Raw genomic sequence first — 23657 nt, forward strand, 5'->3', positions numbered from 1 at the left:
TTGTCATGGCCAGCGGGCTATCAGCTGCCCAGCGCCTTGGACGCCATCCAGAACAACCCGGCCGACAGGCCTACGGTCGCCGGCAGGGTCAATACCCAGGCCATCAGGATGGTCTTCACCGTGCCGCCTTGCAGGCCGCTCTTGTTGGCAACCATGGTGCCGGCAACACCGGACGACAACACGTGCGTTGTCGATACCGGCAGGCTGAAGATGTTGGCCAGAGCGATCATGCTGGCGGTGGTGATTTGCGCTGACATGCCTTGGGCATAAGTCATGCCCTGCTTGCCGATCTTCTCGCCGATGGTCAGTACCACGCGCTTCCAGCCGACCATGGTGCCCAGGCCCAGGGCGAGTGCGACCGCGATAATCACCCAGAACGGTGCGTATTCGGTGGTGGCGGTCAGGTCTTTGCGCAGCTTGTCGAGGTCGGATTTCTCACGGGCGTCCAGGCCTGGCAGCTTGCCGACTTTCTTCGCGGTGTCGTCCAGGCACAGCAGGTAGCGGCGTACCTCAATGCGCTGGTCGGACGTCAACGAATGGTAGTCGGAAACACCTTTCAAGGTGTCGAGCAGCGCGTTGATGGTCGGTTCAGTCTGCTGTGGGTTGCAGCGGAACTTGCCCGGCAGGTCGTCCTTCACGCTTTTGCCCAGAGCCAGGAATTCGCCCAGGGTTACTTGATTGCGCTGGTAGAACTGGTTCAGGTGCAGGGTGGCGTCGCGGGTACGCTCGATCTGGTAAGTGGTGCTGCCCAGGTCGAGAACGAACTGCGCCGGCACGATACCGATCAGCACCAGCATGATCAGGCCGATACCTTTTTGCCCATCGTTGGAGCCGTGGACGAAACTCACGGCCATGGCGGAAATCACCAGAACCAAGCGGTTCCAGAACGGCGGGCGCTTCTTCTCGTCGACCTTGCGGCGCTCGTCCGGAGTTTTATGCATCTTGGACAGCGGACGCCACCACTTCAGGCTGATCAGCAACAGGGCTGCGACCAGAAAGCCGGCCATGGGCGAGAACACCAGGGACGCACCGATATCGATCGCCTTCTGCCAGTTCACCCCGTCAGCCAGGGGAATGTCGTTGATCAGCGCATTCGCGAGGCCGACACCCAGGATCGAGCCGATCAGGGTGTGCGAGCTGGAGGCGGGAATACCGAAGTACCAGGTGCCCAGGTTCCAGGTGATCGCCGCGGCCAATAATGAGAAGACCATCGCCAGACCATGGCCGGTGTTCACATTGATCAGCAATTCCACCGGCAGCAAATGCACGATGGCGTAGGCGACACCGACACCGCCGAGCAATACGCCGAGGAAGTTGAACAACCCGGAGAAGAACACGGCCAGATGCGGCGGCATGGCTTTGGTATAGATGACTGTGGCCACCGCGTTAGCGGTGTCATGAAAGCCATTGATGAACTCGAAGGCGAGGACAAAGGCCAGGGCGAGCAGCAGGCTCACGAGAACCCAAGCATCCAGTCCGCTGAATAAATCGATCATGAAGGTTTTCTGACCCGGTCGTAAGGGGGCGCGATTATGCCAGAAAACCTCGGTAATCGATGCACTAGCTGCTCATCGGTAACAATCTTCATTGAAAAAAAGCCGGGCAGCAGCGCGCATCCCAGGGTTTTCGGGGGCTCGGCAAGTCTTTGATTTACAAAGCGCGGCGTCGTAGAGGTGGGGTTTTGTCACCTAAACGTCATCTCTGAAACATTTGTACGAAATTTCGTTGGTCGCAGCAGGACGCTGAATAATTGACCCGCGAGCGAGGTGCCCTCCGCCGGCGGTGAGCCGGCGGAGACAGCAGAACCCGTTGGACTCAAACCTCGATGCTTATGGCTCTTCGGCTTTGAGTTCCTGTTCAATCTTTTGGATCTCCTGGGCAAAGGCCTGATCGAGCAGACTCGCTCGTTTGCGCCATGGCTTGCGCTCTGGTTCAGGCTGAGCGGCGTAGGTGGTGACTTCCCCGCCGTATACGTCCTTGTAACGTTGCTCCTGGCGCTCAAGTTCCGCGCGCAGTTCATCTTTCGTCACAGTGTTACCTAATTTGAGTTGAGTTTAATTAACGTGCAGTGCTACACCCGAATATTGCCCTCGGCATGTTTTAAGTTGAGCAGGTGAACCCTTCAACTTTAGACGAATTGCCAGCGGTGACTTCCTTGAACCGGTATTTATAAACGGCAGCATAATCAACATACGATGCCGGGCGAGCTCCCATCCCGATATGGATATCGGGCTGACCTCTGCACAGGTTGCATTATAGCGGCGCATTTTAATAACACTATCATCATAAAGTTAAAAAGCGTCAACGTTGTGTGAGGCTTTTGTTACATGCACGCGTCAGTCTTGGTTGGGAAGTGGCCGACATAAATGCCGGCGTAAGCCCAATGCTGTCATGCAATCCGGTTTTTATGATCGCGCCAGCAAAATTGCGATAATCGCATGATCGTCCGATAATCGCCCAACGTTGCTGACCCAACCTTGTGCATCCCGGTCGGGGCGGCTTTCAATAGCGAGCAACCTTCGCGGTTGCCGATAAGCGCCAGCGGTTGAAAATAATAAAGAGGACCTTGAAATGAACGATCAATTGCGCAACTCCTTTGCGTCAGCGGCGCCGCCGATCGTGGCTTCACCGGCCAAACGCATCCAGGCATTCACCGGTGATCCGGACTTCATGACCTCCCTGGCCCGTGGCCTGGCCGTGGTGCAGGCGTTCCAGGAACGCAAGCGTCACTTGACCATCGCCCAAATCAGCCACCGTACCGAAATCCCCCGCGCCGCCGTGCGCCGTTGCCTGCACACCTTGATCAAGCTCGGCTACGCCACCACTGACGGGCGCACCTATTCGCTGTTGCCCAAGGTGCTGACCCTCGGGCATGCCTATCTGTCCTCGACGCCGCTGGCGGTCTCCGCTCAACCGTACCTGGACCGCATGAGCGAGCAGCTTCACGAAGCCTGCAACATGGCCACCCTGGAAGGTGACGACATCCTCTATATCGCCCGGTCGGCCACCACGCAGCGCCTGATTTCCGTGGACCTCTCGGTAGGCGGGCGTTTGCCGGCGTACTGCACTTCCATGGGCCGCATCCTGCTGGCGGCGCTGGACGATGCGTCGCTGCAGGACTACCTCGACCACGCCGACCTGCAAACCAAGACCAGCCGCACCCTTACCACGCCCGAAGCCTTGTTCGAGTGTCTGCAACACGTGCGCCAGCAGGGTTGGTGCATCGTCGATCAGGAGTTGGAACAAGGCCTGCGTTCCATTGCGGTGCCGGTGTATGACGCGTCCGGCCAGGTGCTGGCGGCGCTCAACGTGAGTACCCATGCCGGTCGTGTCAGCCGCAGCGAACTGGAGCAGCGCTTCCTGCCGAGCATGCTCAGCGCCAGCCGTGAGTTGAGTGCGCAACTGTTTGCCTAAGCTGTTCGGTGACCGCACAGATCCCGGTTCGATCAATTGACGTTGTTTCCCCTGGGTTATTACTGTGCGGCAGCGCTCTGAGCGCCGCCCAATAATAATGACGACCCCAGGTCGTTGGCCCGCCATCGGTGTGGAATAACAATAATGAATCAACCTTCTGTCGCTACCACCCTGGACGTGCAGTCCTTCATCAACGCCCAGCCACTGTCACGCTATCAGTGGCGTGTGGTGATCCTGTGTTTCCTGATTGTCTTTCTCGATGGCCTCGACACCGCCGCCATGGGCTTCATCGCGCCCGCGCTGTCCCAGGACTGGGGCATTGACCGCGCCAGCCTCGGCCCGGTGATGAGCGCCGCGCTGATCGGCATGGTATTCGGCGCCCTGGGTTCCGGCCCGCTGGCGGACCGTTTCGGGCGCAAAGTGGTATTGGTGAGTGCGGTGCTGGTGTTTGGCGCCTTCAGCCTGGCCTCGGCCTACAGCAGCAACGTCGATCAGTTGCTGGTGTTGCGCTTCCTCACCGGCCTGGGGTTGGGCGCCGGTATGCCGAATGCCACCACGCTGCTGTCCGAATACACCCCCGAACGCCATAAATCGCTGCTGGTGACCAGCATGTTCTGCGGTTTCAACCTGGGCATGGCCGGTGGCGGGTTTATCTCGGCCAAATTGATCCCGGCATTCGGCTGGCACAGCTTGCTGCTCATCGGCGGTATTTTGCCGTTGATCCTCGCGGTGGTGTTGTGGGGATGGCTGCCGGAATCGGCGCGCTACCTGGTGGTGCGCAACCGCGGCACCGACAAGGTGCGCAAAGCCTTGTCACCCATCGAGCCCGGCATCGTCGCCCAAGCCAGCGGTTTCAGCGTGCCCGAGCAAAAAACCGTGAAGGCGCGCAACGTATTCGCGGTGATCTTCTCCGGCACCTACAGCGCCGGCACCTTGTTGCTCTGGCTCACCTACTTCATGGGCCTGGTGATTGTGTACCTGCTGACCAGTTGGCTGCCCACGCTGATGCGCGACAGTGGCGCGACCATGGAACAGGCCGCGTTCATCGGTGCGCTATTCCAGTTTGGTGGCGTGTTGAGTGCGGTCGGGGTGGGCTGGGCGATGGACCGGTTCAACCCGCACAAGGTCATCGGCACGTTCTACCTGCTGGCCGGGGTATTTGCCTACGCGGTAGGGCAGAGCCTGGGCAATATCACCGTGTTGGCGACCTTGGTGCTGATCGCCGGGATGTGCGTCAACGGTGCGCAATCGGCGATGCCGTCCCTGGCCGCACGCTTCTACCCGACCCAGGGCCGCGCCACCGGCGTGTCATGGATGCTCGGTATCGGCCGCTTCGGCGCGATCCTCGGCGCGTGGATGGGCGCCACCTTGCTGGGCCTGGGCTGGAACTTCGAGCAGGTGCTCACCGCGCTGGTGATCCCCGCCGCATTGGCCACGGCCGCCGTGGTGATCAAAGGCATGGTCAGCCATGCCGACGCCACCTGAAGACACGCGCATTTCCTGTGGGTGCAAGAAAGATTAGCTAGACAACAATCGGTTCGATAATCGAACACTGTGTCGATTATCGGATTGTTTGGCTTTTTGCCCCGGCTTAATCTTCAAGCACTTCGGCGCCACCTTCGCGCCTTTTTCGATCCACACCGGGAGCCCGAACCCATGGCTGAAATTCTTGCGCTGCGTGACGCGGTGAAGCGATTTGTGAACGACGGCGATACTGTCGCACTGGAAGGCTTTACCCACCTGATCCCTACGGCAGCGGGTCATGAAATCATTCGTCAGGGCAAGAAAGGCCTGACGCTGGTACGTATGACGCCTGACCTGATCTACGACCAGTTGATCGGCGCCGGCTGCGCCCGCAAGTTGATTTTTTCCTGGGGCGGCAACCCTGGCGTGGGTTCCCTGCATCGCCTGCGTGATGCGGTCGAGAAACACTGGCCGCAACCCCTGGAGATTGAGGAACACAGCCACGCCGACCTGGCCAATGCCTACGTCGCCGGTGCTTCCGGCCTGCCGTTCGCGGTGTTGCGTGCCTACGCTGGTTCCGATCTGCCCAAGGTCAACCCGCTGATCAAGACCGTCACCTGCCCATTCACCGGCGAAGTGCTGGCGGCGGTGCCGTCGGTACGTCCGGACGTCAGCGTGATCCACGCGCAAAAGGCCGACCGCAAGGGCAATGTGCTGCTCTGGGGCATTCTTGGCGTACAGAAGGAAGCGGCGCTGGCCGCCAAGCGTTGCATCGTCACCGTCGAAGAAATCGTCGACGACCTCAACGCGCCAATGAACAGCTGCGTGCTGCCGACCTGGGCGCTGACGGCTGTGTGCCATGTGCCTGGTGGCGCGCATCCGTCCTATGCCCATGGCTATAACCAACGCGATAACCGTTTCTACCAGGCCTGGGACCCGATCGCTCGCGACCGTGGGACGTTTACCGCCTGGATTGACGAATACATCCACGGCACTGCCGATTTCAGTGAATTCCAGGCCAAGCTGGCCGCCGCGCAGGAGGCCAAGTAATGGCTTACTCGACCAATGAAATGATGACCGTCGCCGCTGCACGCCGCCTGAAGAATGATTCGGTGTGTTTTGTCGGCATCGGCCTGCCGTCCAAGGCGGCCAACCTGGCGCGCCTGACGTCCTCGCCGGATGTGGTGCTGATCTACGAGTCCGGCCCGATTGGCGCCAAGCCCAGCGTATTGCCGCTGTCCATTGGTGACGGCGAGTTGGCGGAAACTGCCGACACTGTCGTCCCCACCGGTGAGATCTTTCGCTACTGGCTGCAGGGCGGGCGCATCGACGTCGGTTTTCTCGGCGCGGCCCAGGTCGACCGTTTCGGCAATATCAACACCACCGTGGTCGGCGATTATCACCAGCCCAAAGTGCGCCTGCCGGGTGCCGGTGGCGCGCCGGAGATTGCCGGCTCGGCCAAGAGCGTGCTGATCATTCTCAAGCAGTCGGCGCGTTCGTTTGTCGACAAGCTGGACTTCATCACCTCCGTCGGCCACGGCGAGGGCGGCGATTCACGCAAGCGCCTGGGCCTGCCCGGCGCCGGTCCTGTCGGGATTATTACCGACCTGTGCATCATGGAGCCGGAAGAGGGCAGCCATGAGTTCGTGGTCACCGCGCTGCACCCCGGCGTGACCCGCGAGCAAGTGGTCGCGGCCACCGGCTGGGCGATTCGCTTTGCCGATCAGGTCAGCACCACCGCGGAACCGACGGCAGTCGAGCTGACCGCCCTACGTGATCTCGAAGCCCGCACAGCGGCCGCCCACGGCCAAGCACCCGGAGAAGCCTGATGCGCGACGTATTTATCTGCGATGCAATTCGTACCCCCATCGGCCGTTTCGGCGGTGGCCTGTCCACGGTGCGCGCCGACGACCTGGCGGCACTGCCGATCAAGGCGTTGATCGAACGCAACCCTAGCGTGGATTGGCACGCCGTCGATGAAGTGTTCCTCGGCTGCGCCAACCAGGCCGGTGAAGACAACCGCAACGTCGCGCGTATGGCGCTGTTGCTGGCGGGCCTGCCGTCGAGCATTCCCGGCGTGACCCTCAACCGTTTGTGCGCTTCGGGCATGGACGCGATCGGCACCGCCTTTCGTGCGATTGCCAGCGGTGAAATGGAATTGGCGATTGCCGGCGGCGTCGAGTCGATGTCCCGCGCGCCGTTCGTGATGGGCAAGGCTGACACGGCGTTTTCGCGCAACATGAAGCTCGAAGACACCACCATCGGCTGGCGCTTCATCAACCCGCTGATGAAGGCTCAGTATGGCGTGGATGCGATGCCGCAGACCGCCGATAACGTCGCCGACGACTACGATGTGTCCCGCGCCGACCAGGACGCCTTCGCCCTGCGCAGCCAGCAACGCACCGCCGCCGCCCAGGCCGCCGGGTTCTTCGCCGAAGAAATCGTGCCGGTGCGGGTCGCCCATAAAAAAGGCGAAACCGTGGTGGAACACGATGAGCATCCACGGGCCGACACCACCCTGGAAACCCTGGCCCGGCTCAAACCGGTCAACGGCCCGGACAAGACCGTCACCGCCGGCAATGCGTCGGGTGTGAACGACGGGGCGGCGGCGCTGATTCTTGCGTCTGCCGAGGCCGTGAAAAAACATGGCCTGACCGCCCGTGCCCGAGTGTTGGGCATGGCCAGCGCCGGTGTCGCGCCACGGGTGATGGGCATCGGCCCGGTGCCGGCGGTTCGCAAGCTGGTGGAACGCCTGGGCCTGGCCGTCACCGATTTCGATGTGATCGAACTCAACGAAGCCTTCGCCAGCCAGGGCCTGGCGGTGTTGCGTGAATTGGGCATCGCCGACGACGCACCCCAGGTCAACCCGAACGGCGGCGCCATCGCCCTCGGCCATCCTCTGGGCATGAGCGGTGCGCGACTGGTGCTGACGGCCCTGCATCAACTTGAAAAAACCGGCGGCCGCAAAGGTCTGGCGACCATGTGTGTTGGAGTGGGTCAGGGCCTGGCGCTGGCGATTGAACGCATCTAATAAGAGAGGACCGCTCCATGAGTGACAAGCCCGGTTACCGGCGCCCGCAAGCGGGCACTCAACCTGATTACCTGCACCCGGCCTACCAGTCGACGAACCTGCGTTCGCCGTCTCAGCCGTTGGTGTTCCTGCCCCATTCCCTGTCGGAAATCACCGGCCCGACCATCGGCGCCGAGCGCATCAACGAGAAGGACAACGACCTGACTGCGCAGCACGACGGCGAGCCGCAGGGCGAGCGCATCATCGTTCACGGGCGCGTACTCGATGAAAACGGTCTGCCGGTACCGGGCATCCTCGTGGAGATCTGGCAGGCCAACGCGGCCGGCCGCTACAACCACGCGCGCGATCTGCACGACGCGCCGCTCGACCCGAACTTCACCGGCACCGGGCGTACCGTCACCGACGCCGAGGGCTGGTACCAGTTCCAGACCATCAAGCCCGGCGCCTACCCGTGGGGCAACCACCACAATGCGTGGCGCCCGGCGCATATCCATTTTTCGCTGTTCGGCCCGAGCGTGCTGACGCGCCTGGTCACGCAGATGTATTTCCCCGGCGACCCGCTGCTCGAGTACGACCCGATCTACAACTGCGTACCGGACACCTCGGCCAAGCAACGCCTGATCGCCACGTTCGACCTGGAAAAAACCATTCCTTCCTATGCCCTCGGCTACCGCTGGGACATCGTCCTGCGCGGCCGCGACGCCACGCCGATGGAGAAATGAGATGAGCCTTTACGCGACCACGTCCCACACCGTCGGGCCGTATTACCACATCGGCCTGACCTGGCTGAACCGCGAAGCCCTGGCCAACGCCGCGACCCTTGGCGAACGCGTGGCGATCAGCGGGCAAGTGGTGGATGGCAACGGTGATGTCGTCAACGACGCCATGCTGGAAGTCTGGCAGGCCAATGCCGCCGGCAAGTACGACCACCCGGAGGACGACCAGGACAAAGCGCTGGACCCGAACTTCGAAGGCTTCGGCCGGGTGCCGGTGGATGCTGAAGGGCGCTTCCGCTTTACCACCGTCAAGCCGGGCAGCGTGCCGGGGCTGGCGGGCACGACCCAGGCGCCGCACCTGGTGGTGCTGGTATTTGCCCGTGGCCTGGTGAAACACTTGCTCACGCGGATTTATTTTGACGGTGAGGCGCTGAATGCGGATGACCCGTTGCTCGCGCGCGTGCCCACAGAGCGGCGCAGTACCTTGATTGCCAAGCGGGATGCGGACGGTGTGCATCAGTGGAATGTGGTGTTGCAGGGGACAGATAAGGAAACGGTGTTCTTTGATTACTGAGTTGGCTTGAGAACCTATCGGGGGCAAGCCCCCTCCCACCTTTGATGTGTGAATACATTCAAGTGTGGGAGGGGGCTTGCCCCCGATGAGGCCATTTCAGGCAACACCTATGTAAATGTCTACAAGCGGAACATGGCTGTTGCAAAGTGTGTCTAGGCTATAACCATTCCCACTGAGTGAAAAAAAATGACAACAACAACCAGTCACTACACCGGAGAAGAGCGCAGCAAACGGATTTTTGCGATTGTCGGGGCATCCTCCGGCAACCTCGTCGAATGGTTCGACTTCTACGTCTACGCCTTCTGCGCCATTTACTTCGCCCCGGCGTTTTTCCCCTCGGACGACCCCACGGTGCAACTGCTCAACACCGCCGGGGTGTTCGCCGCCGGGTTCTTGATGCGGCCCATCGGCGGCTGGCTGTTTGGCCGGGTGGCCGATAAGCACGGGCGCAAAAACTCGATGATGATCTCGGTGCTGATGATGTGCGCCGGTTCCCTGGTCATCGCCTTCCTACCCACCTACAAAGACATCGGCGCCTGGGCCCCGGCGTTACTGCTGGTGGCGCGGCTGTTCCAGGGCTTGTCGGTGGGCGGCGAATACGGCACCACCGCGACCTACATGAGTGAAGTCGCGCTCAAGGGCCAGCGTGGGTTCTTCGCCTCCTTCCAGTACGTGACCCTGATCGGCGGGCAACTGCTGGCGGTGTCGGTGGTGGTGGTCCTGCAACAGATCCTCAGCGAAGACGAACTGCGCGCCTGGGGCTGGCGGATTCCGTTCGTGATCGGCGCCATCGCGGCGGTGATCTCCCTGCTGCTGCGTCGCAGCCTGAAAGAAACCACCAGCAAGGAAATGCGCGAAGACAAGGACGCCGGCAGCATCGCCGCGTTGTTCCGTGACCATAAAGCGGCCTTTATCACCGTGCTCGGCTATACCGCCGGTGGCTCGCTGATTTTCTACACGTTCACCACCTACATGCAGAAGTACCTGGTGAACACCGCCGGGATGCACGCCAAGACCGCCAGCTACATCATGACCGGCGCGCTGTTCCTTTATATGTGCATGCAGCCGCTGTTCGGCATGCTGGCCGACAAGATCGGTCGCCGTAATTCGATGCTGTGGTTCGGCGCGCTGGGTACCTTGTTTACGGTGCCGATCCTGCTCAGCCTGAAAACCGTCAGCAGTCCGTTCCTGGCGTTTGTGCTGATCACGCTGGCGTTGGCCATTGTCAGTTTCTACACCTCCATCAGCGGCCTGGTGAAAGCGGAAATGTTCCCGCCCCAGGTGCGCGCCCTGGGTGTGGGCCTGGCTTATGCGGTGGCCAACGCAATCTTCGGCGGCTCGGCGGAATACGTGGCCTTGGGTTTGAAATCCTTGGGCATGGAGAACACCTTTTATTGGTACGTCACCGGCATGATGGCGGTGGCTTTCCTGTTCAGCCTGCGCCTGCCGAAACAGGCGGCGTACCTGCATCACGATTTATAAAGGAGGCGGTATGACGCTGCGCACGAGCAACCAACTGTTCGACGCTTACTTCAGCGCTGAGAGCATGGCCGAGGTGTTCTGCGACCAGGGGCGCCTGCAGGGCATGCTGGATTTCGAAGCCGCACTGGCACGGGCCGAGGCCCAGGTCGGGTTGATCCCGCAGGCGGCCGTCGCGCCGATTGCCCAGGCGTGCCTGGCGTCGCTGTATGACGTCGACGCCCTCGGTGTGGCGATTGCCTCAGCGGGCAATTCGGCGATTCCGCTGGTGAAGGCGCTGGGCAAGTGGGTGGCCGGTGAAGACCCGAGTGCCGAACGCTATGTGCATTTGGGCGCGACCAGCCAGGATGTGATGGACACTGGCCTGGTCCTGCAACTGCGGCGCGCGCTGGCGTTGATCGAAGCCGACCTGGCTCGCCTCGGCGATATTCTGGCAGCCCAGGCCCAGCGGTATGCGGCTGTACCGTTGGCCGGGCGGACGTGGTTGCAGCATGCCACGCCGGTCACCCTGGGCATGAAAATCGCCGGTTGGTTGGGCGCGGTGACCCGCAGCCGCCAGCGCTTGATCGAGCTGAAACCGCGCTTGCTGGTGCTGCAATTCGGCGGCGCCTCCGGCACGTTGGCTGCGCTTGGCGAACAGGCAATGCCCGTTGCCCAAGCGTTGGCGGCGCAGTTGCAACTGACGTTGCCCGAGCAACCCTGGCATACCCAGCGTGATCGCCTGGTGGAGTTCGCCAGCGTGTTGGGTCTGATCGCCGGCAGCCTTGGCAAGCTGGGCCGCGATATCAGCCTGCTGATGCAGACCGAGGCGGCGGAAGTATTCGAGCCGGCGGCGCCCGGCAAAGGCGGCTCGTCGACCATGCCGCACAAACGCAACCCGGTGGGCGCCGCCGTGCTGATCAGCGCTGCGACCCGCGTGCCCGGCCTGGTGGCGACACTGTTCAGCGCCATGCCCCAGGAACACGAACGCAGCCTGGGCCTGTGGCATGCCGAATGGGAAACCCTGCCGGAGATTTGCCGCTTGGTCTCTGGCGCATTGCAACAGGCGCTGCTGGTGAGCGCAGGGCTGGAAGTCGACCCCGAGCGCATGGCGCGCAACCTCGACCTGACCCAGGGCCTGGTGCTGGCCGAAGCCGTCAGCATCGTGCTCGCGCAGCGCCTGGGCCGCGACACCGCGCACCACCTGCTGGAGCAATGCTGCAAACGCGCGGTGGCCGAACAACGCCATCTGCGCGCCGTCCTCGCCGATGAGCCGCTCATTACCGCCGAGTTGTCGGCGACAGACCTGGACCGCCTGCTCGACCCGGCGCACTACCTGGGCCAGGCCCAAACCTGGGTCAGCCGCGCTGTAACCGAACACTTTGCACTGACTGCCTGAGGAGATTGCTGTGGCTTTTGTACAACTCGCCGAGGGCGAACTGCATTACCAACTGGATGGCCCCATCGATGCACCGGTGCTGGTGCTGTCCAATTCGCTGGGCACCGACCTGAATATGTGGGACACCCAGGTCCCGGCCTTTGCCGAGCACTTTCGCGTGCTGCGCTTCGATACCCGTGGCCACGGCCAATCCCTGGTGACCGAAGGCCCCTACAGCATCGAACAACTCGGCCGCGACGTGATTGCGCTGCTGGACGCGCTGGACATCCCGCGCGCGCATTTCTGCGGGCTGTCCATGGGCGGGCTGATCGGCCAATGGCTGGGGATTCACGCGGGGGATCGTTTGCAGCGCCTGGTGGTGTGCAACACTGCGGCCAAGATCGGTACATCAGACGTGTGGAACCCGCGTATCGAGATGGTCCTGCGCGACGGTGCGGCCGCGATGGTGGCGCTGCGCGACGCGTCGATTGCGCGCTGGTTCACCGCCGATTTCGCGGCGGCCAACCCGCAGCAGGCCAAGCGCATTACCGACATGCTCGCGGCCACCTCGCCCCAGGGCTACGCCGCCAATTGCGCAGCGGTGCGCGATGCAGACTTTAGCGAGCAACTGTCGGCGATCCACGTGCCGACCCTGGTGATCGCCGGCACTGAAGACGCTGTCACACCGCCCGCCGGCAGCCACTTTATCCAGCGCCAGGTACAGGGGGCCGAGTACGCCGAGTTCTACGCCGCCCACCTGTCCAACGTGCAAGCCGGTGCCGCGTTCAGCGACCGGGTCATTCAATTTCTGCTGGCCCGCTGAGGAGTCTTTTGTGGACGAGAAACAACGTTACGCCGACGGCCTGCAAGTGCGCCGCGAAGTGCTGGGCGACGCGCATGTCGACCGCAGCCTGAATGCCTTGACCGAGTTCAACAGCGAATTCCAGGACATGATCACCCGCCACGCCTGGGGCGATATCTGGACACGCCCCGGCCTGCCCAGGCACACCCGCAGTTTGATCACCATCGCCATGCTGATCGGCATGAACCGCGGCGAAGAACTCAAACTGCACCTGCGCGCCGCCGCCAGCAATGGCGTGACCCGTGCCGAGATCAAGGAAGTGCTGATGCAAAGCGCGATCTACTGCGGGATTCCGGCGGCGAATGCGACGTTTCATCTGGCCGAATCGGTGTGGGATGAATTGGGGGTCGAGTCGCGCGCTTAGTGCGACTCGGCACTGCACTCCTGGCGAGAGGCAACAGGTTGTCGAGGAGCGGTCGCTGACCGTCACGGGGCTGAGCGGTCAGGTCGACTCACAGGGAGCCGTAGCTTTTTCTCAGGGGCAGGCCCATTTCTTCTCGTAACGCGTTTTCGGTCAGTGGGTAAGGATTTGACGTGGTTGGCGCGGTTGCGGGGTCGTTGTCAAAGTCGAAGGGCGGACTGGCAGTTTCCAGGCCGACGACCTGGCGTTCATCATTGGGCTCCTGGGTGCGTGTGCCGTCCGGGCGGATAATTTCCGTATTGCCGAGAAATGTGCTGCCTGTGGCTGCGTTATAAGCGTGACCCAGTTCGTGGTACAGGGTCGTGGTGGTCGGCAGAAACACACGCGACTCGTCCGAGGCTTCTCTGGGGATGACCGGGTTATAGGTCACAAACGATTCTGTCGTGCCCGCGCCACGGACCCCATCGCGGATGATCGTGGGGTCCTGCCATTCTTCCAGGGGAACGCCCTCCGGCGGCACGACGATGTGAGTATCAGTGATATCTTGCATTATCGTGACTTTGGCTCCGCTGCGCTCTGCGGCGGCGTCCAGTTCATTCAACATGTGCTGGCTGTTGGGAGAGCCTCGGTAAAACTCCAGGTCATCCTCAACCCGTTGCTTGAATGCCGGGGAACCTTCGATATCAATCGCCTTGCGCCCTGCATTTTCGGGCAATGGCACGGTCTCGATAAACTTGAATCCGAATGGCAATCCCAGGTGATCGCTGCGTTTACCGTACACAACGTCGTCGCTTGAGTTGGAATAGACGCTGTCTTGACCTCTACCCGTGTAGATATGGCTTCGGCCATAAGCGTTTATCTGATCATCGCCTTTGCCGCCGTGCATGATGTTGTGGCCGCTTCCGCCGTGCATCAGGTCGTCATCGTTTCCCCCGTCCATGTAGCTGGTTTTGCTGTCAGGACCGTAACCCGCGTACATGCGGTCGTTGCCGTTCCCGCCGTACATGGTGTGATTGCCTGTGCCGCCCATCATGGTGTCATCGCCGTCGTCACCGCCAGCGTAACTGCTTGCGCTGCCCAGTTGGATGATGTCATTACCTGCGCCGCCGTAAACTTGGCTTTTACCACCTCCGGTCTGTATATGATCGTTACCTTCACCTCCATGGATTAGGGTGTAAGCCATCACATCAGGATCAATGCGAACGGTGTCGTCACCTTTGTTCGCCCTGATGGCTATCGCTGTCGCATCGCTGTTAGCAGCGGGCAGTAAATAACTTTTGCCATTTATCATGGCATTGAGTTGGCCGCGTTCGCCTTTGCTGATGTGAATGTCGTCCGCGCCATCGGCAGTATCGATTTTTAGAATCGTCACATTTTTTTTCCCGCTTTCCCCCTGATACGACGTGGTTGTCAGTGTGATATCGACATTTTTGTCACTGACAATCTTGCTGGTCTGGGGGGGAGGGCTGTTTACGAGTGCAGGGGCGCCTGGAGCTGGCGATCCGCCGGGGAGGGCATTAGGTTCGGGCGCTTTAGGCGCAACGGAAGAGGTTTGCATCGTCAATACTCTTTCTTGTGAGCGTCGGTGATTTACCGCCGATCAGTGGTGAAAAAGTTGGAGGGGTTCCCGCATGACGATAACTACTTCATTACAGCATGCATGAAAAAAGACAACGCACTGCCCGATAACGCACATCACTTGGAATCGGCGTCCCACACCCAATTCCACACCCCCGGCAGATGCACTTCTTCACTCGCTTGCTTCACGGTACGCGCCAATGCCGCCCGCTCCAGTGCTGCGTGATCGGTGTAGAACGGCTCGGCGGCGGTCTTCAGGCCGTCGATCCGGGCGCTGTCCATCAGGATCTGCAGGTACTCTTGCAGATGCCGCGCGGTGTAGCGGTTGATGTCGTGGAAGGTCACCACCACCGGTATCACGCCGTCGACTGTCGGCAATTCCCCCAAGGCGATGCGTTCGCGCACCACCGACAGCTGGCGGATCAGGTTCTCGCGGCGGCGCGGGCTGGCGTTGAAGCCCCAGATCTTGCCGTCGTTGGCGCTCAGGTCGGTCAACAACACCTTCATGCCGTGGCGCTGGTAGGCGGCGAAGGTGCGCCGGTCGTAGTTCCAGAAGGGCGGGCGCACCAGCGTCGGCGACACGCCGGTGATCGCGGCGATATCCGCAGCGCCCTGGCTGAGGGTGCGTTCAAGCTCAGTGTCGCTCAACCAGCGATGGTTGGTATGAAAGGCCGTGGCCGTGTGGAACGCCAGCACATGCCCGGCCGCGAACTCACGTTCCATGGTCTTGCGGCCCCGTGAACTGCCGCCGGAGCGCGAGGCTTCGGTCTGCAGAAAGAACACCGCCTTGATGCCCGGCAATACCGGGTTGTTTGCCAGGTCGGCCATCACCGAGCGGGTCGGGTTGTTGTACCCCGAGGCGCTGGGACCGTCATCAAACGTCAGCAGAAAACGGATCGGCGCCTGGGCCTGCAGGCGTTGTTCGGTCTGCGGCGTCAGCGCGATGGGCGCGCTGATGCAGCCGCTGAGGCTCAAGGCCAGGGCAAGCAAGGCGGATGCGATGGCGAAAGATTTCATGGGTGCGCAGGCTCGAATAAAACCCGCTGCTGGATGGGTCAGCAGCGGCAGGCGCGCACGATACCGCAAGATGCTCGACGTGGGGTTAAAGGCTGACAAACGCGATCTGGTTTAACCTACGTATTGCGCTCGCAGTGGCCTACCCATTTCCTCGTTCAAAGCGTTTTCAGTGAAGGGCTTGGGGTTGGTGGTGATGGCTGGCGTGGCAGGATCGTTGTCAAAATCAAAGGCGGCTGCGCTGCTCTCAAGGCCGACGGCCTGGCGTTCACTGTTAGGTACTTCGTGCGCCTGCCCCTCGAATACTTCCTGCGTGGAACCCGTGAAGGCGGTGCCGTTGGCGGCGTTATAGGCGTGAGCCATTTCGTGGTAGAGCCCGATGATGGGCGGGTGAGTCGTGCCCGCCGAGGGGTTCAGTTGGGACCGGTTGTATTCAATGCGCGCGCGGTCAGCCCGAGACCCGGGTACTCCGTCGACCATGAACCCCCACTTGGGATCGTCGCCGACTACCGGCGCACGTTCGTCCTGCAGCAGGGCCTGGAGTTCCTGGCTGCCGTAGATGTACCCGCTGCCGTTCTCCTGCCGATCTTCCACAATCGTTACCGGGGCGCCGTTGCGATCGGCAGCCGCGTCCATCTCTGCGAGCATCTGCTGGCCTTGGGGAGAGTGGCGTAACAGCGCCAAATCGTCTTCGACCCGTTGGATGAACGCGGCAGATCCCTTGATCGCAAACCCCTTGATTGGGCCGGGGTGGGCAGGCACGGCCGTCAATAGCGAGCCATTGAGGTGGTTGATCGAGTCGCCGGGCTGGGCGTAGATCCGGTCGCCCGGTCGATTGGCGATGACGGTGTCATAACCGTCGCCGGTGTAGAAGGTGCTTCGGTCGTGGCCGATCAAGCGATCGTGCCCGGTGCCGCCATGCAACACCGTGTGGCCGGAGCCGGCGTACAGCCGGTCATTGCCGTTGCCGCCATCCAGATAGCTGGCTTTTCGGCGCGATCCCGCGCCCGCATAGAGGCGGTCATTGCCGTTGTTGCCATAGAGCACGCTGTCGCCGCTGCCGCCCATGAGCAGGTCGTCACCGTCATTGCCCTCGGCGTAGCCAAGGCCGCTGCCAAGGCGCACGACGTCGTTACCGTTGCCGCCGACTACGCGGGTGTCGCCACCGCCGGCCTGGATTCGGTCATTGCCGTCCCCCGCTTCAATCACGATGGGCTGCATGACGTTGGCATCAATGTGTACGTGGTCATTGCCGCCGTGGGTCTTCAGGTACAGGGTCAGCGGTTTGCCATCGTTATCGTGGCTGGCAAAACGATACAACCGGCCATTGAGGCGAATGTTCAACTGATCGTCAGAAGCCTGGCTGATGTGGACCTGGTCCGCGTCGTTGCCGGTTTCCAGGAGCAGGCTGTTGTTCAGGCTGAAGGAATAGCCGCGCTCCCATATCGACTGTCCGCTGGCTTTTAGATTGCCGTCATTCAGGAACGGGTGCAGATAGGTCTGGATCGATGTGCCTGGGAGGAACTGCAAATGGGCAGGTTTGGCCAGCCCGTAGTGACCAGTGTCGAACGTTGCTACTGGGCGCACTGCAGGTAAGGGCGGTACGCCATCGAGGAGGCGTGGGAGAAGGCGGGTACTACCGTTGAAAACATCCATGTGTGGTCCTTGTTTAAGCACCAGGTATCAGCCCTGGCGCTTAACAGTGACCACCCGCAGCAAATCGTTCCCGCCAAGGTGTAATAGGGCTTTACAGCAGACTGATCGGGTAGCTGACGATCAAGCGGTTTTCATCGAACTCATTGTTGCTGAAGTCGCGGCGGATGCTGGAATTGCGCCAGCGCAACGTAAGGTTTTTCAGGGCGCCGCTCTGCAGCGTGTAGCCCAATTCGCTTTCGCGGCCCCACTCCTTGCCGTCGGTGATGGTGCCGGTATGCACGTTGCTGCCGCTGATATAGCGGTTCATCAAGGTCAGGCCCGGTACGCCGAGGGCGGCAAAGTTATAGTCGTGCCGCACTTGCCAGGATTTCTCCTGGGCGTTGTCGTAGCTGGAGTTGTAACTGTCGTTGGCCAGGGTGCCGCCGCTGGTGCCGTTGACGCGCATCCAGGCGCTGTTGCCGGTGAGTTTTTGCAGGCCGACGTAGAAGGTGTTGCCGCCGTACTTGGCCGAGAACAGGCCGGACCAGGTTTTGTTGTCCAGCTCGCCTGCGCGGGCGCTGCCGTCGTCCTTGCCGTAGAAGAACCCGAGGTTGGCGCCCAGGGTCCAGTCACCGAAGGGCTGGCTGTGGATCAGGTTGACGAACTGCTGGCTGTAGATGTCCTTGAGCTGGGCGTTCCACACGCCGATCTGCGTACGTTTGTCGTTGAAGGCGTATTCGCCGCCTTGGAAGTTGAAGCGGTCCGAGGTGAACGCGGTTTTGCCGACCATCGACATGTCCGACATGCTGCTGTCGTCCCGCGGGCTGTTGGCGCGGAACTGGCCGCCGTAGAGGGTCAGGCCGTCGATTTCCTTCGAGGTGATCTGCCCGCCGCGCAGGGTTTGCGGCAGGGAACGGCCGTCGTCGGCGCGCAGGATCGGCAGCGTCGGCATCCATTCGCCGACCTTCAGTTCGGTCTTCGAAATCCGCGCCTTGAACGCCACACCCAGGCGCCCGAAATCGTCGGCGGGGCGGCCGTCGTGGTCCAGCGGCAATAACTGTGAACCGCCAGTGCCGCGCCCGCCATCAAGCTTGAGCGAGTACAGCCCCAGTACATCCACGCCAAACCCCACGGTGCCCTGAGTGAAGCCGGACTTGGCGTCGAGGATGAAACTTTGCGTCCACTCCTGCGCGCCGCCCTGGGCTTTGGTCGGGTTGGTGAAGTTACGGTTGATGAAGAAATTGCGCAGGTTGAGGTTGGCGCTGGCGTCCTCCATAAAGCCGTGTTCTTCGGCTACGACGGGAAACGCGAGGCTGGCGACTGCGGTGGCCAGCAATAGCTGGCGAGGGTGAAAAGTGCTCATGGCATTGGACCTGTTGTTATTGGGGTTATGCAGGTGGCGGCCATGGTGCGGGGCAGTGCGGGGGTGGTTCAATCGGGGGAGGGCGGGTTTTGGGCGATGATCGAACGCAACTTGTCCGGGCGCGGTGGGTACCGCTCAGGTATAAAAAAACCGCTTCCGGTGAGGGAAGCGGTTTGGTTTACAGCGCGACTATCAGAACAACTTCATCTTTGGCGCTTCTTCTTTCAGCGGCTGGTTACTCGCCGCCTGTTCATTCCAGCCACCGCCGAGGGCCTTGTACAGGTTGACCTCGCTGGTCAACTGCGCGAGGCGGTCGGTGATCAGCGATTGCTGGGCACTGAACAGCTGGCGCTGGGCGTCGAGGAACGTCAGGTTGCTGTCGACACCAATGCGGTAGCGACGCTCGGCCAGGCGGTAGTAATCCTGGTTGGCGGCGACGAAACCACGCTGGGCCTCCAACTGCTCCTTGTAGGTCTCACGCGCGGCGAGGCCGTCGGAAACTTCCTGGAAGCCGGTCTGGATGGCCTTCTCATAGTTCGCCACGTTGATCTCTTTCTGGATCTTCGAGTAGTCCAGGCTGGCGCGCAGGCTGCCGGCGTTGAAGATCGGGATGTTGATCTGCGGGGCGAACGACCAGGTGCCCGAGCCGCCTTTGAACAGACCGCCCAGGTCCGGGCTCATGGTCCCGGCGTTGGCTGTCAGGCTGATGCTCGGGAAGAACGCCGCACGGGCGGCGCCGATGTTGGCGTTGGCTGCCTTGAGGTTGTACTCGGCCTGCAGGATGTCGGGGCGACGCTGCAACAGGTCCGATGGCAACCCGGTCGGCACTTCGCTGAGCAGGTTATCCGACAGCGGCTTGCTGACGAGATTCGCCGGCAGGCCGGTGCCGAGTAGCAGGGTCAGGCTGTTTTCGTCCTGGGCCACCTGGCGGGTATAGCGTGCCAGGGCCACCCGGGCGTTTTCCACCGAGGTGCGCGCTTGGCTCAGGTCGAGGGCCGAGGACACGCCGACTTCGTTGCTGCGCGAGGTCAGCTTGTAGCTTTGCTCGTATGCGCCCAGGGTTTCCTGGGTCAGCTTGAGCAATTCCTTGTCGGCCTGCCAGGTCAGGTAGGCGGTGGCCACACTGGCCACTAGGCTGATCTGGGTGCTGCGCCGCGCTTCTTCGGTTGCGAAGTATTTCTGCAGCGCTTCCTCGCTCAGGCTGCGGACACGGCCGAACAGGTCCAGCTCATAGGAGCTGATGCCCAGGGTGGCCGAGTACGAACTGCTGATGCCTGCTTTACCGGTTTGCGACGAGCGTGCCGGTACGCGCTGGCGGCTGCCGCTGCCAGTGGCCGATACGGCCGGGAACAGGTCGGCGCGCTGGATGTTGTACTGCGCCGCGTAGGCATCGATGTTCAAGGCCGCGACGCGCAGGTCGCGGTTGTTCACCAGTGCGGTCTGGATCAGCTGTTGCAGGGCAGGGTCATGGAAAAACTGCTTCCAGCCCTGTTCGGCGGCGGCCTGGTTCGGAGCCTGGGCCGACGAATACGCCGGGCCCTGCGGGAACTGCGCGGCCACCGGCGCCTCGGGGCGCTGATAGTCAGGTATCAGCGAGCAGCCACTGAGCACGAATGCCGTGACGGCTAAGGAAAGTAGCGACTTGCTCATTGGCCAGCCTCTTTAGGAGTTTGCTTGGGTTCAGTCTTTTTGCGTTCGCCCATGGCGGACACGGTTGCGAAGAACAGGGGCACCCAGAATATCGCCAGGACCGTGGCGGTGATCATACCGCCGATAACGCCGGTACCGATCGCATGCTGGCTGCCTGAGCCGGCGCCCGAGGAGATCGCCAGCGGCAATACGCCGAGGATGAACGCCATGGAGGTCATGATGATCGGTCGCAGACGCATGCGCGACGCTTCGATCGCCGACTCGACAATGCCTTTGCCTTGTTCGTGAAGCTCTTTGGCGAATTCCACGATCAGGATGGCGTTCTTCGCCGCCAGGCCTACCGTCACCAGCAAGCCCACCTGGAAGAACACGTCGTTGGACAAGCCACGCAGGCTGGTGGCGATCAACGCACCCACCACACCCAGCGGCACGACGAGTACCACCGCGATCGGGATCGACCAGCTTTCGTACAGCGCCGCGAGGCAGAGGAACACCACCAGCAGCGACAGGGCGTACAGCGCAGGCGCCTGGGAGCCGGACAGACGTTCTTCATACGACAGGCCCGTCCAGGCGTAGCCGACACCCGCCGGCAATTGCTTGGCGATGCGTTCGACTTCGGCCATGGCTTCACCGGTACTGTAGCCCGGTGCCGGGGTACCGAGGATTTCCATCGCCGCCACACCGTTATAGCGCGAGAGTTTCGGCGAACCGTAGATCCATTTGCCCGAAGCGATGGCCGACAACGGCACCATCTTCCCGGAGTCGCTGCGCACGAACCATTTGTTCAGGTCTTCAGGGGACATCCGGCTGGCGGCCTCACCCTGCACGTACACTTTCTTCACTCGACCACGGTCGATGAAGTCGTTGACGTAGCTGCCACCCAAGGCAATCGCCAGGGTCTGGTTGATGCTCGACAGCGTAATGCCCTGGGCACTGGCCTTCTCGTCGTCGACGGTGAGCTCGTACTGCGGCTCATCGTTCACGCCGTTGGGGCGCACACCGGCGAGGATCTTGCTCTGGGCGGCCATGCCCAGGAACTGGTTGCGCGCAGCCATCAACTTGTCATGGCCGACGCCGCCCTGGTCCTGCAGGAACACGTCGAAACCGGTCGCGTTACCCAACTCCAGTACAGACGGTGGCACGATGGCAAACACCATGGCGTCCTGGAATGTCTGCATGAAGTAACCTTGGGCGCGCTTGGCGATCTCGAACACCGAGGTGGACGCGTCACGCTCATCCCACGGTTTGAGCATCACGAATGCCAGGCCCGAGCTTTGACCACGCCCCGCGAAGTTGAAGCCGTTCACGGTAAAGACCGATTTCACGCCCTTGCCTTCGCCAGGTTCGCCTTCCTTGTCGTTGAGCAGGAAGATACGCATGTCGTCGATGACTTTCTGCGTGCGCTCGGCCGTTGAGCCGACCGGCGTCTGCACCTGGGCAAAGATCACGCCCTGGTCTTCGTCGGGCAGGAACGCTGCCGGGATCCGCATGAACAACCAGATCATGCCGGCAAAGATCAGCACGTAAACGAGGAACGCCGGAATCTTGTGCCTGATCATGTTCCCCACGCCGCGCTCGTAGCTCAGTACGCTACGGTCGAAGGTGCGGTTGAACCAGCCGAAGAAACCACGCTTGGGTTGGCCGTGCGTCTCGGGGTCGATCGGCTTGAGCATGGTGGCGCACAAGGCCGGGGTGAAGATCAGCGCAACCAGTACCGACAACGCCATGGCCGAAACGATGGTGATGGAGAACTGTTTGTAGATCACACCGGTGGAGCCGCCGAAGAATGCCATCGGCAACAGTACCGCCGACAGCACCAGGGCAATACCCACCAGGGCGCCCTGGATCTGGCCCATGGACTTGACCGTCGCCTCTTTCGGCGACAGGTGCTCCTCGGCCATCACCCGCTCGACGTTTTCCACCACGACGATGGCGTCGTCCACCAGCAAGCCGATGGCCAGGATCATGCCGAACATGGTCAGGGTGTTGATGGTGAAGCCGAACGCGGCCAGGATCCCGAAGGTGCCCAGCAATACCACCGGTACAGTCATGGTGGTGATGATCGTGGCGCGGAAGTTCTGCAGGAACAGGAACATCACCAGGAACACCAGCACGATCGCCTCGACCAGGGTGTGTACCACACCGGAAATCGATTCGGTCACCACTGGAGTGGTGTCATACGGCACCACCGCCTTCATGCCTGGCGGGAAGAACGGTTCCAGGGACGCGACCGTGGCACGGATGGCCTTGGCAGTGTCCAGGGCGTTGGCGCCGGAGGCCAGCTTGATCGCCATACCGGACGCCGGGTTGCCGTTGAACTGCGCGCTGATGCTGTAGGTCTGGCCGCCCAGCTCGATACGCGCGACGTCCTTCAAGCGAACCTGTGAACCGTCGGTGTTGACCTTCATCAGGATATTGCCGAACTGCTCAGTGGTCTGCAGGCGGGTCTTACCGATGATGGTCGCGTTCAATTGGGTGCCGGGCAGGGCAGGCAGGCCGCCCAATTGGCCGGTGGCCACTTGTACGTTCTGTGCCGAGATCGCGGTGCTGACGTCTACCGGGGTCAACTGATAGTTGTTCAGCTTGGCCGGATCGAGCCAGATACGCATGGCGTACTGCGAACCGAATACCTGGAAGTCACCTACACCCGCAGTACGGGAAATCGGGTCCTGGATGTTGGACACGATGTAGTTGGACAGGTCGTCCTTGGTCATGCTGCCGTCTTCCGACACCAGACCGATCACCATCAGGAAGTTCTTCACCGACTTGGTCACGCGGATACCCTGCTGCTGCACTTCTTGCGGCAGCAGCGGGGTCGCCAGGTTCAGTTTGTTCTGCACCTGGACCTGGGCGATGTCCGGGTTGGTACCCTGGTTGAACGTCACGGTGATGGTCATGCTGCCGTCGGAGTTACTGTCCGATGACACATAACGCAGGTTGTCGATACCGTTGAGCTGTTGTTCGATCACCTGCACCACGGTGTCCTGCACGGTTTGTGCGGATGCACCTGGGTAGGTCACCTGGATATCAATGGCGGTCGGCGCAATCGCCGGGTACTGGTTGATGGGCAACTTCAGGATCGACAGAGCCCCGACCAGCATGATCACCAGGGCAATCACCCAGGCGAAAATGGGACGGTCGATAAAAAATTTCGACATG

Annotated in this window: 19 protein-coding genes; 11 read left to right on the forward strand and 8 right to left on the reverse strand. The window is 61.6% G+C overall.

The window, feature by feature from the left end; translation table 11 throughout:
* Positions 1–20 precede the first annotated feature (20 nt).
* Both PverR02_RS07075 and PverR02_RS07080 read right to left on the reverse strand, forming a co-directional pair.
* Complete coding sequence (locus PverR02_RS07075; RefSeq protein ID WP_017844813.1) at positions 21–1496, reverse strand: inorganic phosphate transporter; 1476 nt, start codon at positions 1494–1496, stop codon at positions 21–23.
* A gap of 333 nt (positions 1497–1829) precedes the next feature.
* Positions 1830–2030: a hypothetical protein gene (locus PverR02_RS07080; protein ID WP_003172389.1), complete on the reverse strand. Its 201-nt coding sequence runs from the start codon at positions 2028–2030 to the stop codon at positions 1830–1832.
* A 541-nt stretch (positions 2031–2571) separates the two neighbouring features.
* Between PverR02_RS07080 and pcaR the strand changes: the two genes are divergently transcribed.
* The 11 genes from pcaR to pcaC all read left to right on the forward strand — a co-directional run bounded on the left by pcaR (position 2572) and on the right by pcaC (position 13261).
* A complete protein-coding gene (pcaR, locus tag PverR02_RS07085) occupies positions 2572–3414 on the forward strand; it encodes a pca regulon transcriptional regulator PcaR (protein WP_017844814.1) in 843 nt (280 codons plus the stop codon).
* Between the two features lie 144 nt (positions 3415–3558).
* A complete protein-coding gene (locus PverR02_RS07090; RefSeq protein ID WP_079443009.1) occupies positions 3559–4899 on the forward strand; it encodes an MFS transporter in 1341 nt (446 codons plus the stop codon).
* Between the two features lie 171 nt (positions 4900–5070).
* Positions 5071–5928, forward strand: a complete 858-nt coding sequence (locus PverR02_RS07095; RefSeq protein ID WP_079443010.1) for a CoA transferase subunit A — start codon at positions 5071–5073, stop codon at positions 5926–5928.
* A complete protein-coding gene (locus PverR02_RS07100) occupies positions 5928–6707 on the forward strand; it encodes a CoA-transferase subunit beta (RefSeq protein WP_017844817.1) in 780 nt (259 codons plus the stop codon). Before PverR02_RS07095 ends, PverR02_RS07100 begins: the two co-directional genes overlap by 1 nt.
* Entirely contained in the window at positions 6704–7909 is a 1206-nt protein-coding gene (pcaF, locus tag PverR02_RS07105) for a 3-oxoadipyl-CoA thiolase (protein ID WP_174630499.1), read from the forward strand. Before PverR02_RS07100 ends, pcaF begins: the two co-directional genes overlap by 4 nt.
* A gap of 17 nt (positions 7910–7926) precedes the next feature.
* On the forward strand, positions 7927–8631 hold the full coding sequence (gene pcaH, locus PverR02_RS07110; protein ID WP_017844819.1) for a protocatechuate 3,4-dioxygenase subunit beta: 705 nt from the start codon (positions 7927–7929) through the stop codon (positions 8629–8631).
* Position 8632: 1 nt separating this feature from the next.
* Complete coding sequence (gene pcaG, locus PverR02_RS07115; protein WP_046384425.1) at positions 8633–9199, forward strand: protocatechuate 3,4-dioxygenase subunit alpha; 567 nt, start codon at positions 8633–8635, stop codon at positions 9197–9199.
* A gap of 186 nt (positions 9200–9385) precedes the next feature.
* Positions 9386–10681, forward strand: coding sequence for an MFS family transporter (locus PverR02_RS07120; protein ID WP_017844821.1), 1296 nt, complete (start codon positions 9386–9388; stop codon positions 10679–10681).
* A gap of 10 nt (positions 10682–10691) precedes the next feature.
* Positions 10692–12056, forward strand: coding sequence for a 3-carboxy-cis,cis-muconate cycloisomerase (locus tag PverR02_RS07125; RefSeq protein WP_046384424.1), 1365 nt, complete (start codon positions 10692–10694; stop codon positions 12054–12056).
* A 10-nt stretch (positions 12057–12066) separates the two neighbouring features.
* Positions 12067–12858, forward strand: coding sequence for a 3-oxoadipate enol-lactonase (gene pcaD, locus PverR02_RS07130; RefSeq protein ID WP_046384423.1), 792 nt, complete (start codon positions 12067–12069; stop codon positions 12856–12858).
* Between the two features lie 10 nt (positions 12859–12868).
* Positions 12869–13261: a 4-carboxymuconolactone decarboxylase gene (gene pcaC / locus PverR02_RS07135; RefSeq protein ID WP_017844824.1), complete on the forward strand. Its 393-nt coding sequence runs from the start codon at positions 12869–12871 to the stop codon at positions 13259–13261.
* A gap of 88 nt (positions 13262–13349) precedes the next feature.
* Here pcaC and PverR02_RS07140 read toward each other — a convergent pair whose 3' ends face one another.
* From PverR02_RS07140 to PverR02_RS07165, 6 genes are all read right to left on the reverse strand, one after another.
* Positions 13350–14816, reverse strand: a complete 1467-nt coding sequence (locus PverR02_RS07140; protein ID WP_079443012.1) for a M91 family zinc metallopeptidase — start codon at positions 14814–14816, stop codon at positions 13350–13352.
* Positions 14817–14953: 137 nt separating this feature from the next.
* Entirely contained in the window at positions 14954–15853 is a 900-nt protein-coding gene (locus tag PverR02_RS07145; RefSeq protein WP_079443013.1) for a polysaccharide deacetylase family protein, read from the reverse strand.
* Between the two features lie 111 nt (positions 15854–15964).
* Positions 15965–17437, reverse strand: coding sequence for a M91 family zinc metallopeptidase (locus PverR02_RS07150; protein ID WP_227778796.1), 1473 nt, complete (start codon positions 17435–17437; stop codon positions 15965–15967).
* Positions 17438–17597: 160 nt separating this feature from the next.
* Complete coding sequence (locus tag PverR02_RS07155) at positions 17598–18848, reverse strand: OprD family porin (protein WP_079443014.1); 1251 nt, start codon at positions 18846–18848, stop codon at positions 17598–17600.
* Between the two features lie 192 nt (positions 18849–19040).
* Entirely contained in the window at positions 19041–20498 is a 1458-nt protein-coding gene (adeC, locus tag PverR02_RS07160) for an AdeC/AdeK/OprM family multidrug efflux complex outer membrane factor (protein WP_057004745.1), read from the reverse strand.
* Positions 20495–23656 (reverse strand): efflux RND transporter permease subunit, encoded by a 3162-nt coding sequence (locus PverR02_RS07165; protein WP_079443015.1) that lies wholly within the window; start codon positions 23654–23656, stop codon positions 20495–20497. Before PverR02_RS07165 ends, adeC begins: the two co-directional genes overlap by 4 nt.
* Position 23657: the final 1 nt, after the last annotated feature.

Source organism: Pseudomonas veronii (genome assembly GCF_002028325.1).
GTDB classification, from domain to species: domain Bacteria; phylum Pseudomonadota; class Gammaproteobacteria; order Pseudomonadales; family Pseudomonadaceae; genus Aquipseudomonas; species Aquipseudomonas veronii.